At 69.4% G+C, this 13,666-nt stretch carries 6 protein-coding genes, 2 pseudogenes and 3 CRISPR repeat arrays; of the genes and pseudogenes, 7 read left to right on the top strand and 1 reads right to left on the bottom strand.

The annotated features are described in order from the left end of the window. Nucleotides 1-104: 104 nt before the first annotated feature. The 7 genes and pseudogenes from casA to cas2e all read left to right on the top strand — a co-directional run bounded on the left by casA (nucleotide 105) and on the right by cas2e (nucleotide 6,842). Nucleotides 105-1,715: a type I-E CRISPR-associated protein Cse1/CasA gene (casA, locus tag ABEB07_RS28410; RefSeq protein WP_345670962.1), complete on the top strand. Its 1,611-nt coding sequence runs from the start codon at nucleotides 105-107 to the stop codon at nucleotides 1,713-1,715. 28 nt (nucleotides 1,716-1,743) lie between these two features. After that, nucleotides 1,744-2,418 carry a type I-E CRISPR-associated protein Cse2/CasB gene (gene casB / locus ABEB07_RS28405; protein WP_345670961.1) on the top strand — a complete coding sequence of 225 codons (675 nt, stop codon included), beginning with the start codon at nucleotides 1,744-1,746 and terminating at the stop codon, nucleotides 2,416-2,418. A 26-nt stretch (nucleotides 2,419-2,444) separates the two neighbouring features. After that, complete coding sequence (cas7e, locus tag ABEB07_RS28400) at nucleotides 2,445-3,620, top strand: type I-E CRISPR-associated protein Cas7/Cse4/CasC (RefSeq protein ID WP_345670960.1); 1,176 nt, start codon at nucleotides 2,445-2,447, stop codon at nucleotides 3,618-3,620. Then, on the top strand, nucleotides 3,617-4,441 hold the full coding sequence (gene cas5e, locus ABEB07_RS28395) for a type I-E CRISPR-associated protein Cas5/CasD (protein ID WP_345670958.1): 825 nt from the start codon (nucleotides 3,617-3,619) through the stop codon (nucleotides 4,439-4,441). Before cas7e ends, cas5e begins: the two co-directional genes overlap by 4 nt. Before the next feature lie 629 nt (nucleotides 4,442-5,070). Continuing rightward, nucleotides 5,071-5,718: a type I-E CRISPR-associated protein Cas6/Cse3/CasE gene (cas6e, locus tag ABEB07_RS28390; RefSeq protein WP_345670957.1), complete on the top strand. Its 648-nt coding sequence runs from the start codon at nucleotides 5,071-5,073 to the stop codon at nucleotides 5,716-5,718. Between the two features lie 299 nt (nucleotides 5,719-6,017). Next, nucleotides 6,018-6,527, top strand: a pseudogene (locus ABEB07_RS28385) (CRISPR-associated endonuclease Cas1); the annotation flags it as partial. Next, nucleotides 6,527-6,842: pseudogene (gene cas2e, locus ABEB07_RS28380) on the top strand (type I-E CRISPR-associated endoribonuclease Cas2e). The pseudogenes ABEB07_RS28385 and cas2e, both read left to right, overlap by 1 nt. A 17-nt stretch (nucleotides 6,843-6,859) precedes the next feature. Beyond that, nucleotides 6,860-7,680: direct repeats of the CRISPR family, unit length 29 nt. A gap of 91 nt (nucleotides 7,681-7,771) precedes the next feature. Next, a CRISPR array of direct repeats spans nucleotides 7,772-8,283; the repeat unit is 29 nt. Nucleotides 8,284-8,558: 275 nt separating this feature from the next. Then, a CRISPR array of direct repeats spans nucleotides 8,559-10,601; the repeat unit is 29 nt; unit sequence GTCCTCCCCGCCGACGCGGGGGTGATCCG. Nucleotides 10,602-10,641: 40 nt separating this feature from the next. Here the strand turns inward: cas2e and ABEB07_RS28375 are convergent. Next, nucleotides 10,642-13,158, bottom strand: coding sequence for a DEAD/DEAH box helicase (locus ABEB07_RS28375; RefSeq protein ID WP_345670955.1), 2,517 nt, complete (start codon nucleotides 13,156-13,158; stop codon nucleotides 10,642-10,644). Nucleotides 13,159-13,666: the final 508 nt, after the last annotated feature.

Below are 13,666 nucleotides of genomic sequence, written 5' to 3'. Positions count from 1 at the left end.
AGGTCAGGAGCACTTCTCGCGTTTCTGATCAAGCCTCGGACATGCCACCGCGTGAAAGCGCGAGGCTAGTATTCGGTGACGTGCAACAAGGGGGGGAGGGGCGCGTGACCACGTCTGCGTCCAATCTGATTGACCAGCCATGGATCCCGGTCGCATGGGTGGAGGGGCAGTCGGGCCCACCTGAAGTAGGGCTCAGGGACCTGTTTGTGCACGCCCGAGAGATCCGCACTCTGCTGATCCCAGAAGCTCCGGCTCACTCGGCGCTGCTGCGCTTGCTGTACGCGCTGACCGCCCGGATCGCCGCTCTGGACGAGGCAGGACCCGGAAGCTGGGGCGACCGGCGGGAACAAGTCCTCGAACAGGGGCTTCCCGTGGAGAGCATCGACCTGTCTGACGGCCGCAAAGCCGGCATCGAAGGCTACTTCGGTCAGTGGAGCCACCGCTTCGACCTGTTCGACGGCGATCGTCCGTGGCTCCAAGACCCCCGCCTCCCTGACCAGTGCGACAGGAACAACGCGGCCGGCGTCCACAAGCTGGTCATGAGCCGGGCAGCGGGCAACAACCACTCCTGGTTCGGGCACTGGAGCCATGACAGCCCGGTACCTCCCGATCTCTCACAGACGGCATTATCGCTGCTCACCTGGCACTACTGGGGAGACCCCGGCGCCCTTTCCAGGCGTGCGGTCGGACAGGTGAGCAGCCACTACGCCAAAGCCTCGCCCCTGCGGGCCGCACTGTCGTACCACCCGCAGTGCGACAACCTGCTCCTGACGCTGCTGGCCGGTCTCACACCGCCGGACGGCGGCGTCAGCCGGCACACTGACCTGTGCCCTTGGGAGCGCGACGACCTCCCGGACCCGCTCAAGCCGATGCCCGAGCCGCAGGGCCCCTGCTCACGGCTCACCGCCTGTTCACAGCACGCGCTCTGTCTCGTCCCCGCCCCAGACGGCGCGCACACGGCCGACGCGTACATCACCTGGGCTTATGACGCCGAACGGATCCGGCCGGAAGACGACTACCTGATCTGGGACATCGCCAAGGACGGGAAGACGTCCCCCCGGCTCGCCAGCTCCTCCCGTTCGCTGTGGCGCGACATCGACGCCCTCCTGCTCAAGCAACTGGACGACTCAAGCCCCATCCAGCCGGAGGTCATGGACCATGCCTTCGACGTCAGCGAGTACTTGCGGGTACGCGCGCTCGGCTTCGAGCAAGATGCCAGCCAGGCAGCCAACCACCAGTACGTCGACTCCGTGACCCCGGTGCTCCTATCCCGAGTGGAAGAGGCCGCGGCGAGCACCGAGCGGCCCGTACGCCAGCTCCGTGAACTCGGGGAGCTCTTCGGGAACCGGCTGGAGCAGGCCGCGAAGGAAGCCTGGCTGAAGTACACGGATGACAAGAAGAACGATCCGCGGGCCTGGCAGGACGCGGTCGCGGCCCGGTACTGGCCGTCGGCGGAGGACGAGTTCTGGTCGCGGTTTCGGAAGTTGACACGCTCTGGCGGCGCCACGGACACCGGATTCGACTTCGAGGCCGCGTGCCGGGCCTTCGGGCGGCACGCGCTCGACGCCTACGAGGCAGTGACCAGCTCCGTGACGCGCACACCACGGGGCGCGAAGGCCGTCACCCGGGCGAAGGCCATCATTCTCGCCGCCCTGAAAGACCCCCACAAGGCGATGGAACAACCGGTGACGAAAAGTGCGGCCAAGAAGTCGTGACCGTCGCCCGCCGACCCGAGGACAAGCTGTGACCTTCCAAGCCTCTGAAACGAGCAAGCGGCAGAAAAATCGCGCCGCGTACGCCGCATTCACCACGCACGTCGAACGTCTGTGTCGCACAGACCCCGGTGCCCGTGCGGCGCTGCGCGCGGGCCTGCGCCGTGACCTTGACCATCCGCGCACACGTCCCATGCATCGGCTGCTGACGCCGCAACTGCCGGAAGGGTGCGATGACAAGACAGCCCAGGCCCATTACACGGTGGCCTCGCTGATTGCGGCCCAGCCCCGACACGCCTTCTCACTCGACCAAGAAGACGACGAAGACACTTCCGACGAACACGGGGCGACAGGCAAGCAGGCTCTTCGGGAGGAGGGGGAACCTGACGAGAAGGTTGCTCCGCCCGGGCCGACTCCGTATGGCTCCTCGTTCGGTGCCACCCTGGGCCAAGCCGTCACCGCAAAGGGCAAGCCGATGCGGATGAGCGCCGCAGAGACACGGATCAACCTCCTGACGCGGCAGAGCCTCCGCGGCATCCACCTGCACCTCCCTGCTGCGGTGAATCAGGTACGCGCCACTGGCGCCTCCATCGACTGGGGACAGTTGCTGGCAGACCTCGTCGACTGGCAGTACCAGTCAGGGCGTATCAGCCGCCGCTGGCTGCAGGACTTCTACCGGGTCACGGCCGGCGCCGGCCAGGACTGACCCTTCTCAACCACAGGAGATCCCCGATGAACCTCAAGCCACGCTTCATCGACATCCATGTCGTCCAACCAGTTCCCTACGCGAACCTGAATCGGGACGACACCAATTCGGTGAAAAGCACGCTCTACGGCGACGTCCTGCGTACCCGTATCTCCAGCCAGTCCTGGAAGCGGGCCATCCGCGAGCACTTCCAGGACACACTCGGCGAGAACGCGCTGCGCACACGCCGTATCGGCGAGCGGGTCGCCGAGGTGCTTCACGAGCGTGGGTGGGACAAGGCGCTTGCCGAACGTGCCGGTGCACATGTTGCGGCGGGGAGCAGCATCAAGTGGGAGGTGGCCAAGGGCAAGGACAAGCAGCCCATCACCAACAAGGTCCTGACCAACGCGCTCGTCTATCTTCCCGAAGACGCTGTCGAGGACCTGGCCGACATCGCCGAAGCCCACAAGGACGCGCTCACGACCGACTTCACCGGAAAAGGGAAGAACAAGCCCGAAAGCGCCCTGAAAGGCAAGATCGACAAGATCCTCATCAGAAGGAACGGGATCATCAACCTCTTCGGCCGCATGCTCACCGAAGTCGACCAGGCCACTGTCGACGGTGCCGTCCAGGTCGCGCACGCCTTCACCACGCACACTACCGAGGTCGAACTCGACTACTTCGCAGCTGTCGACGATGTCACCGAGGCCAAGGGCGATGAAACGGGCAGCGGCCACATGGGCACTGCCGAGTTCAGCACCGGCACCTTCTACCGGTTTGCAACCGTCGACCTCAAGGAACTCATCAAGAATTTGAGCGATGACAGCGACATCGCACTCGGTGCCGCCCGCGAGCTCGTCGGCCAGTTCCTGCTCTCCTTCATCGAGTCCCTGCCACAGGCGAAGAAGAACTCCACCGCACCGCACACCATCCCGCATCTGGTGCACGTGGCCGTCCGCTCCGACCGGCCGCTGTCGTTCGCTGCAGCCTTCGAGGAACCCGTACGGTCAGCCGGACACGGCGGCTTCGTCGGGCGCTCCGTGCAAGGCATCGACGCCTATGCCAAGGCCGCGAACACTCTCCTGGGCCCCGACCGCGTCTTGCACGCGTCACACGCTTCCCTCCAGTTCGACAAACTCGAGCACCTCGGCGAGCGTCACGCGTCCTTCAACGCTCTGGTCACCGCCGCCGTCGACTTCGCTCTCGCCGAGGCGCCGCAGTGACCGACCGTCCCTCCCAAGGCCTGCTGCTGCGTCTAGCAGGCCCACTCCAGTCCTGGGGCACACACAGCAAGTACGCGCGCCGTGACACAGCCCGATTCCCCACCCGGTCCGGCATCGTGGGCATGCTCGCCGCAGGACTCGGACGAGCGCGCCAGGCGCCCCTGGACGACCTCACAGAGCTGTCGATGACCGTACGTGTCGACCGGCCCGGCGTCGTGCTGTCCGACTTCCACACCGTCGGTGGGGGACTGCCCGCCGATGAGACAGTGATCACCGTTGATGGAAAACACCGCCCCGACGGTAAGGGCACTCTGGTATCCAAACGCCAGTACCTAGCCGACGCTGCTTTCACGCTCGCGCTGACGTCCGATGACGAAGCACTGCTGCACGCGTGCGCCGCTGCCCTGCGTGACCCGCACTGGCCCCTCTTTCTCGGCCGCAGGTCCTGCCCGCCAGAAGGACCGATCTTGCTGGGATGCGTGGAAGATCCGCTGCGCCACCTGGTACAGCTGCCCTTGGCAGCCAAGAGGCCGCGCAGCGGCCCGCAGCCGATCGACTTCTACGGAGACAGACCGCTCGGTGCGCTCCCCGTGAACTCCGACGCCCCGGATAAGGGCGACGGAGATCACCACAGCGGCGAAGTCACCGACGAGCCGATGTCGTTCGCACCACTGGCACGCCAGTACCGGCCTCGGCCGCTGTACCGGCGTGCCGTGCACCTGCCGGACACCGCCTACGCAGGCTTCGGCACCAGCCACCTGGAGACGCTCCAGAACTACATCGCCACCCACTTCGCGACGGCGGAGAGGAGCACCCAGTGACTGCGTGGCCGGCCCCCATCGTGCCCAGCTCTCGCGAGGCCCGCCGAACTGAGCGGCAACATGCAAGGCATCCGACTGCGCCACCGAATGGTGCAGATGTTCACCGACGCGCTCGAAGCGGCGTACGACTCCTGTTACACCCTCATAGACGCTGCCTGCTCCGCCAGGGCGCAGGTGTCAACAGGCTAGTGCTCCGGCTGACCGGCCCGATGCAGTCCCGGAGCGAACGCTCGGCGTTCACCCCCGACGGGGACGCCGCCCCGTTCCCCGGGCGCTCCGCGCGGCTCAGCGCGCCTGCCACGGCGCAGGGCAACCCACCAGCACACAGGCGCACTCAACTGCTACGCGGCTCTGGAGTTCACCGTCCGGGCGGACCGGGGCCCCGCGGCCGCCTCGCCGACTACCACACTACTGGGGGCGGCCAGCTCAACAACAAACGCTGCCACCCGCGGCGGCCGGCGAAACAGACGTGTTCACCGTGCACAGCACTCCCCTCTGCTTCGCCCTACACAGCCGCACATACGAACGACGCCAGCTCCACCACACCGGGGAACGCTCTCCCTGCACCTGATTACCGGCCCAACACCCCCCACGAAGCTGATCGACTACGCCATGAAGGAGGCCACCGCATGAGCCCCGGCGCGGCCCTCGCCCGCATCCGCCTCAATCCCCACAGCCGCGCCGTCCAGCGCGACCTGCGCAACGCTACCGACATGCACCGCACTCTTATGCGTCTGGTCTCCGACGGCCTGGGCGACAGTCCCCGGCAGGCGGCCGGGCTCCTGTACCGCCTCGACGTAACCGACACCTTCAGCACGCTCCTGGTCCAGGCCACTGCCCTCGACCCGACACGCCTGCCCGACGGTTACGGCCACGCCGACGTCAAAGACCTCACTCCGGTGTTCAACGCCCTCCAGAAGGGCCTTGCCGTCCGCTACCGTATCGTCGTCAACCCGGTCAAAACCGAACGCCTGTCACTGGAGAACAAGGGCCAGCGTGGCAAACGCATCGCGCTCACCGGACCAGACGCCGACCAGTGGTGGGCACGCCGCGCCCACGAGGCCGGACTGCACCTGACCACAGCACTGCCCACCCCGATCGCTGCCGTGCATGGCCGCGGCGACAACGCCGCCGCCGTGCGGCATCATCTGGTGCGCTACGACGGCACCGCCACCGTCACCGACCCTGACGCCCTCGCTGAGGCCATGTTGGTCGGCATCGGACGGGCCAAGTCTTACGGCGCCGGCCTGCTCAGCCTTGCCCGCGCAGCCGCATGAGCCCATCCTCCGACGGCGGCCAGGCCCACAAGCACCTAGCCGCCACCGCCCTGGCCTTGCTTCCCCGCGTCGCCGACTCCCCGTTCTTCTTGTGCCTCGACTTCCTCCTCACCGCAGGGAGGATGCCCGGAGCCCGCGTGTGAATCGCGCAGCCGGTCCGCCGCCTTCCCCGCCGACCCCTGGGGCGACTCATATAGGAGAGAGACACCCCCACGTCGGCGGGGAGAACGACGGTGCCACCCTGCAGTGCACCTGCCGAGACGGAACACCCCCACGTCGGCGGGGAGGACGTCCGTGGGCAGGCCATCTACAAGATCCTCGCGCAGCAACACGGCATCGGACGCTTCCGCCGCAATTACCGCCCCGACCAATGGGACACCCAGGACCCTGTCAACCTCGCCCTGTCCTCAGCCAACACCTGCCTATACGGCGTCGTCCACGCTGCCCTGCTCACACTCGGACTCTCCCCGGCCCTCGGCTACGTCCACACCGGCACCCAGCACGCCTTCGTCTATGACATCGCTGACCTCTACAAAGCCGAGATCACGCTCCCCCTCGCCTTCGCCCTCCACAACTCTGACCACCCCGAGCAGGAAGCCCGCCGCCGCTTCCGCGAAGACCTCCGACTCCTACGGCTCTTGCCCCGCATCGTCCAAGACACTCAGTCCCTGCTCACGCCATCACACACCCACACGACCGACACCGGCGAGGAACGATCCGAACGGCGCGACGTGCGAATGGTTCACCTCTGGGACCCCAAAGCAGGCGTCCTTCCAACAGGCGTCAACTACGCCGAAGCGGGTGACTGATGCCCTCCATGATCGTCATCGCCACCACCGCTGTCCCTGACCACCTACGGCGCCCTCAGCCGATGGACCAGCGAAGTGGTGGCCGGCATCTTCGTCGGCAGCGTCTCGGCCCGCGTCCACGACGAACTATGGAACGCTGTCACAGAAGTCGTGGGCAACGGTGCAGCCGTCCTCCTACACCCCCCTGCCACGGAACAGGGCTACGCCATCCGAACCGCAGGAGCCCGCCGTCGGGCCCTCATCGACTTCGACGGCCTCACCTTGGTCCGGATGACCGCCGCACCCATGGCAAAGGAATCGAAAAGCCAGTCTTAAGGTGCAGGTCAGGAAGAGTCCTCCCCGCCGACGCGGGGGTGCTCCGCGCTGCTGAACGACGAGTCGCTCGGTGAACGGGTCCTCCCCGCCGACGCGGGGGTGCTCCGGTCGCCATGAAGAGTGACGAGCGCGAGATCGCGTCCTCCCCGCCGACGCGGGGGTGCTCCGCCGAGGGTCCAGCCGGCGGCGAGGTCGAGGACGTCCTCCCCGCCGACGCGGGGGTGCTCCGGACTTGGTGGAATTCGCTGTTCATGCCTGGCGGTCCTCCCCGCCGACGCGGGGGTGCTCCGGACTGGCCTCGTATCCGCCGGCGCATCATCCGGTCCTCCCCGCCGACGCGGGGGTGCTCCTCTGTGCACAGACGGCGTCCGCGAGGGCCTGCGTCCTCCCCGCCGACGCGGGGGTGGTCCGAAGTGCGGGGCTGTGATCGCGTCCGGCACGTAGTCCTCCCCGCCGACGCGGGGGTGCTCCGCCTGGTGCCAGCCTGTACTACTGCCCGGCAGCGTCCTCCCCGCCGACGCGGGGGTGCTCCGGACCGAAGGTCGTCGCTCCGTGTGGCACGGCCGTCCTCCCCGCCGACGCGGGGGTGCTCCGATCGGGCATGCCGACTCCTGCTCTGATCAGGTGTCCTCCCCGCCGACGCGGGCGTGCTCCGTGACCACCGTGACTAGATGAATGCGCGTTGGCGTCCTCCCCGCCGACGCGGGGGTGCTCCGTACGCGGATGAGCAGATTGCGCAGCTCCAGCCGTCCTCCCCGCCGACGCGGGGGTGCTCCGAAGGCGGCCAGGCACCCGGAGTAGCACGGGATGTCCTCCCCGCCGACGCGGGGGTGCTCCGCCGCCGAAGCGGTTGAGGACGTACAACTTCCAGTCCTCCCCGCCGACGCGGGGTGCTCCGGGTGCTGACGTCCTGCTCAGTACCCTGTGGCGGTCCTCCCCGCCGACGCGGGGGTGCTCCGGCATGGGCCGAGCGCAACGGCAAGGAGGTGGTGTCCTCCCCGCCGACGCGGGGGTGCTCCGATCGTGGAGTCGGGGCCGGTGGCGGCCTTGGTGTCCTCCCCACCGACGCGGGGGTGCTCCGATGTGGAAGGCGGTCGTCGGCGGTCTGGCTGCGTCCTCCCCGTCGACGCGGGGGTGGTCCGAAGTGCGGGGCTGTGATCGCGCGTTCGTCCTCCCCGCCGACGCGAGGGTGCTCCGGCACTTGCCTACGGTCGCGGGTTCATGATCGTGTCCTCCCCGCCGACGCGGGGGTGCTCCGCAGGCAGGGGCGGTCTTCCAGACAGAGGAACCGTCCTCCCCGCCGACGCGGGGGTGCTCCGTACCTCTTGTTCACCCTGTTCATGATCCCCGTGTCCTCCCCGCCGACGCGGGGGTGCTCCGCTACTGGAGACCTACTGGACACAGGGGCGCTCGTCCTCCCCGCCGACGCGGGGGTGCTCCGTCTTCTTCCACAACAGCGCGCACGCGTACGTGGTCCTCCCCGCCGACGCGGGGGGTGCTCCGCTTCCCCTCGTTCAGCAGCCGTACGTGCACAGGTCCTTCCCGCCGACGCGGGGGTGCTCCGAGACCTTCGCGAAGGGCACCACCGGCTACGTCGTCCTCCCCGCCGACGCGGGGGTGCTCCGGAGCTGGAGCTTCTCACGAACGGGATGCTGATGTCCTCCCCGCCGACGCGGGGTGCTCCGTGACGACGACCGCCACCGAGTAGCTGGCCGGCGTCCTCCCCGCCGACGCGGGGGTGCTCCGATCTGGCGCAGCTTCTCGCCCGGCTGAAGGGCGTCCTCCCCGCCGACGCGGAGGTGCTCCGGCGGGTGGGTGAGCACAGCGCGCCCCGGAGCGGTCCTTCCCGCCGACGCGGGGGTGCTCCGTAGTCATGCGCCTGGGCAGGGTCGCCGACGTAGTCCTCCCCGCCGACGCGGGGGTGCTCCGTCATAGGGGCAGTCGGGGCACGCCCCAGAGCAGTCCTCCCTGCCGACGCGGGGGTGCTCCTGTGCTCACAATCCCCACGGTCCCCATGCCCATGTCCTCCCTGCCGACGCGGGGGTGCTCCGCGGGTGGAAGCGATCAACTGGCAGCACCGGGCGTCCTCCCCGCCGACGCGGGGGTGCTCCGACGAGCTGGAGGCCGCCGGGCAGTTCCTGCGGGTCCTCCCCGCCGACGCGGGGGTGCTCCGGAGTCGCCATGTCGGCGGACCTTCTCGACGTAGTCCTCCCCGCCGACGCGGGGGTGATCCGCCCCGGCGCCTGGAACGTTGGGGCATCCTTCCGTCCTCCCCGCCGACGCGGGGGTGATCCGTCAGAATGAGAATGTGCACTAACGTGTGACTGGTCCTCCCCGCCGACGCGGGCGTGATCCGCGCGACGCGGGTCCGCTACGCGGCCCTGGTGTGTCCTCCCCGCCGACGCGGGGGTGATCCGGAGATCAGGAACCGGCGCATGCCGGAGCCGAAGTCCTCCCCGCCGACGCGGGGGTGATCCGACGCGAAGATTCCACACGCGCACCATGTCAACGTCCTCCCCGCCGACGCGGGGGTGATCCTCCCGGCACGTTGACGGCGAGCAGGCCGACCAGGTCCTCCCCGCCGACGCGGGGGTGATCCGCCGCGCCGCCCCAGCTCGCCCAGCAGGACGTTGTCCTCCCCGCCGACGCGGGGGTGATCCGGCCCTGTGGGAGTGGGCGGAGCGGTGGGGCGAGTCCTCCCCGCCGACGCGGGGGTGATCCGACCACCTCACTGACCGACGAGAGATGACGCAGGTCCTCCCCGCCGACGCGGGGGTGATCCGTTCACGTCCACGCTGGGCTTGTCGGGGCTGAAGTCCTCCCCGCCGACGCGGGGGTGATCCGGCCATGGCGCACATCGGCCCGCAGATGGCAGCGTCCTCCCCGCCGACGCGGGGGTGATCCGCTCAAGGACGTCAAGGTCGAGCCGAACCGCGTGTCCTCCCCGCCGACGCGGGGGTGATCCGCTGACCGGCGGGCAGATCGCCGTCCTCACCATGTCCTCCCCGCCGACGCGGGGGTGATCCGGCCGACATCGGCGACGCCGTACTGCTCCGGGAGTCCTCCCCGCCGACGCGGGGGTGATCCGGATGCGGGACGGGCCCGGTTACAGTCGCGCCCGTCCTCCCCGCCGACGCGGGGGTGATCCGAGGACCCGGTACGCGACTCGGAACGGGACCCGGTCCTCCCCGCCGACGCGGGGATGATCCGCTGTCGAGCATGTACATCGCGCCGGTCACCGGGTCCTCCCCGCCGACGCGGGGGTGATCCGACGCATCGCCTGCTGCCACGCGGCACCGAAGCGTCCTCCCCGCCGACGCGGGGGTGATCCGGCCGACATCGGCGACGCCGTACTGCTCCGGGAGTCCTCCCCGCCGACGCGGGGGTGATCCGACCGGAGCGACGGCGTCCAGCGTGTTCGTGATGTCCTCCCCGCCGACGCGGGGGTGATCCGACCGGAGCGACGGCGTCCAGCGTGTTCGTGATGTCCTCCCCGCCGACGCGGGGGTGATCCGGACGTGCGCATGGCCGGCCGGTCGGCGTCGGCGTCCTCCCCGCCGACGCGGGGGTGATTCGTCCGCGCCGGTCACGATCTCGATCACGTCCAGGTCCTCCCCGCCGACGCGGGGGTGATCCGATCCGTCTGGCGGCGCACGTGGTGGTGGTCGGGTCCTCCTCGCCGACGCGGGGGTGATCCGTCGACTCCGGTGTGATAGCCACTTGCCCACGCGTCCTCCCCGCCGACGCGGGGGTGATCCGTTGGTCGGTCATGGCGTGCCCCAGGGCGCCGACCCGCCGCTTACCAGCGCATGCCGAGCGCGGTCCATTCCTCGCGTTGTTGGTCGGTGAGGGTGGTGGCGCGGCGGCGGGTGTTGTCGACGGTGGCGCCGAGCTTGACCTCGGTTCCGTCCGGCAGTACCTCGACGTGTTTGCGGGGTACCCGCAGGTGTCCTTCCCGTTCGTGGAATTGTCGTGCGGCGGTGAGGTTGAGCGCGCGGGCCTGGTCCCGCCGGCCCATCGGCCGCGCCGCGCCCGTCCCGGCGCCGGCGTCGGTGCCTGGTGTGGGTTCCAGTCCGAGTGTCTCCAGCAGGTACTGCTGCGCCGGCATCAACCGATCCCAGCCGGCGCGCTGCGCCGCGGTCCAGGCGCCCAGGTCCTCGCCGTGCACGATGACCTCGCCCGCCACGCTCGGGAGCGTCCCGCCGGCGCGCACGTGGTTCTGGCACAGCCTCAGCGCCCGCTGCCACCCGGCGTCCCACGCCGGGCACCACCCCGGGTCGACCGCGTCCAGGGCTTCCTGGCGGGCTTGGGTGAGTTCCCCGGTGCTCGGCACGCCGGTTTCGCCCGCGGCTCGCCGCAGCGTGTTCTGGAGGGTTCTGCGGGCGGCCTGGCGTTGGTTGCGGGCCCAGTGCCCGATGTTCCGCCCTTCCCACACCGCCGTGGTGGGCGGGACGAAGTGCCCGTGCACGGCCATGTACGAGCGCGCCACGGCCAGCATGTCCTCCCATGGCATCTGCACCGCCCACACCATCCCCAGCCCGTCCAGCTCGGCCACGCGCTCGGCCTCCAGCGTCCCGGCCGCGTAGTACCTGCGCTGGTCGGCCAGCCACGCCCCCAGCGGATGCCCGCCGACGGCGCCCCACTCCTGCGGGGTCCGGAACGACACCGGCACCGACAGCGCGCCCTCACCGGACTCCCGGCGCCAGCGCGCCGCCGCCTCCAGCCCCCGACGCCACGCGGCGTTCTCCGGGTCGATGACCCGCAGCCGCACGAACGCGGCCAGCGCCACCGGGTCCCGCTCGCTGCTGAAGCGGAGCACGCCCGCAGCCGCCGCACTCACCCGCGCCGCGTCCTCGTCCTCCTGGTCCTGATCCTCACCGGCGCTCTCCAACTCGCTTTCGGAGGCGGAAAGTTGGCTGTCAGGTCGGCTGCTGCGCGGACGCGGGTCGGCCAGTGCCTCGATCGTCTCGGTGTCGTGCGCCCGCAATGCTCCGAGGACCTTCGCGAGGGTTCCGTAGGCGTCCGAGGTCAGCATATGATTCTCGTCCTCGTCCGGACTGAGGAATACCGGCACCACCAAGGTGGCGATTTTCCCGCCGCCTGGATGCATCCGGAGCGCACGCCCCACCATCTGCACGATGTCCACCATCGACCCTCGCGCGTCCGCGAAAAGCACCGCGTCACACTCCGCCGTATCAACCCCCTCACCCAAAACCCGCACCGACGACAGCACACGCAATTTCGCCGGAACATCAAGACCAGCGAATTCGCCGTCTCCCAGGAAGTCGGAGGCGAATTCGTCGAGCACTCGCCGCCGGTGTCCGGGGGCGTGTTCGCCGTACAGCCAGTCTGCCCACACCTGCCCGGCGGGCGGGTAGCGGTCCGGCTCGTCCTCGGCCAGCCGCGCCGCCACCGCGGGCACGACGGCCGCCGTCGCCTCCGCCTCCCCCACCCGCGAATGGAAACTGAGCACCCGCCGAAACCGCTCCTGCGACGCGGCCCGCATCAACCCGGACGCGATCGCCGCCAGCCGCGCCCCGCGTGCCGCGTCCGTGCCGGGGACGCCGTCGGTCATCGCGGCCCACAGTTGCGGGTCGCGGATGTCCAGGCACAGCACCTGATACGGCGCGACCAGGCCCAGCCGGATCGCCTCGGACAGCCGGAGCTTGTAGGCGAGGGGGCCGAAGACGGGGCTGTTCTCGTCCATGCTCGCCACCAACCGAGGCGCGTCGCCCTCGGCCTCCCAGATCCGTGCCGTCGCCGTCATGTACAACCGCCGCACCGCGGGGAGTTGAGTCTGGTCGTGCACGGCCGCCCACGGCCGGCCGGCATCCCCACTCGTCCGGTGCGCCTCGTCCACGACCATCAGGTCGAACGCGGGCAGGCCCGCGGCGTGCGCCCGCTGGAGGATGCGGAGCCCGACCGAGGCGTACGTCGCGAACACCGTCACCCTTTCGTGCTCCAATGCTCGTACCCAGTCGGTCAGTTCGTCCGGGTCGGTCGTGCACGGGATCCCGCCGCTCTCCTCAGCCCGCAACGAGCACACCCCCACCATCGCCCCCCGCCGGCCTCCCCGGCGCCAGGCCCGGGTCATCTGCATGAGCAGGTCCAAGGTCGGGACCAGGACCAGCACGAGGCGAGCGGAAAGCCGGTTCGCGACCTCGGTCCCGATGAGGGTCTTCCCCGAGCCGGTAGCGGCGATAACCTGAGCCCTCAGACCCGCGGGCGGAATACCGCCCCCCGGAGGCTCGGACAGCATCCGCAACGCCGCATCCACGGCCTCAATCTGATGGGGGCGAAGTTCCATGCGCGTCATATCCGTTCCGTCTTCTCTCGCCAGAAATAAGGGAAACTGATGGACTGCACGGGTCTGAACGGAGAGGACAGCAGCCCGACATCCTGGGGCCTTTATATCCCGGAGAGGCACCCGCCCAGGATCCCAAGAGTAGCAACTAAATGCCAAGTGACGCACTCGGTTGGACGAAGACACTCGACGTGAAGGATTGCGTGCACCGTTCCTCGGACAGCACCTGACTGATGCCTTGTCAGTCACCGTACGATCAAGGTGAGTGCCGGGCCGGGCGTCTGCCCCGCCGTCCGGCCCGGCACTCACCCCCATGCCTCCAACACCGCTCGCTGCTGCGATTTTTGCGGGATTTGGGGCGCGGAGCGCACCGGATCCCGCGTCGGGGCCGGCGGAGCCGGCCCCGACTGGCTGGGCCACGGAGTGGCCGGCTGCCGGAACGGAGTTCCGGCAGCCCGCGCGTGAGCGCGGAAGTGGCGCGTAGTGCCACCGCGTCGCGTTCGCGGAGCGAACCGCGCGC

It is taken from the genome of Streptomyces similanensis, assembly GCF_039543625.1.
GTDB lineage: Bacteria > Actinomycetota > Actinomycetes > Streptomycetales > Streptomycetaceae > Streptomyces > Streptomyces similanensis.
Note: the sequence above shows the minus strand (reverse complement) of the source record. Positions and strands in the feature narration are given on the sequence as shown.

Excerpts from the sequence above, each read along its gene's own strand:
- cas7e (WP_345670960.1), top strand. The coding sequence starts at position 2,445 with ATGAACCTCAAGCCACGCTTCATCGACATCCATGTCGTCCAACCAGTT.
- cas6e (WP_345670957.1), top strand. The coding sequence starts at position 5,071 with ATGAGCCCCGGCGCGGCCCTCGCCCGCATCCGCCTCAATCCCCACAGC.
- ABEB07_RS28375 (WP_345670955.1), bottom strand. The coding sequence starts at position 13,158 with ATGACGCGCATGGAACTTCGCCCCCATCAGATTGAGGCCGTGGATGCG.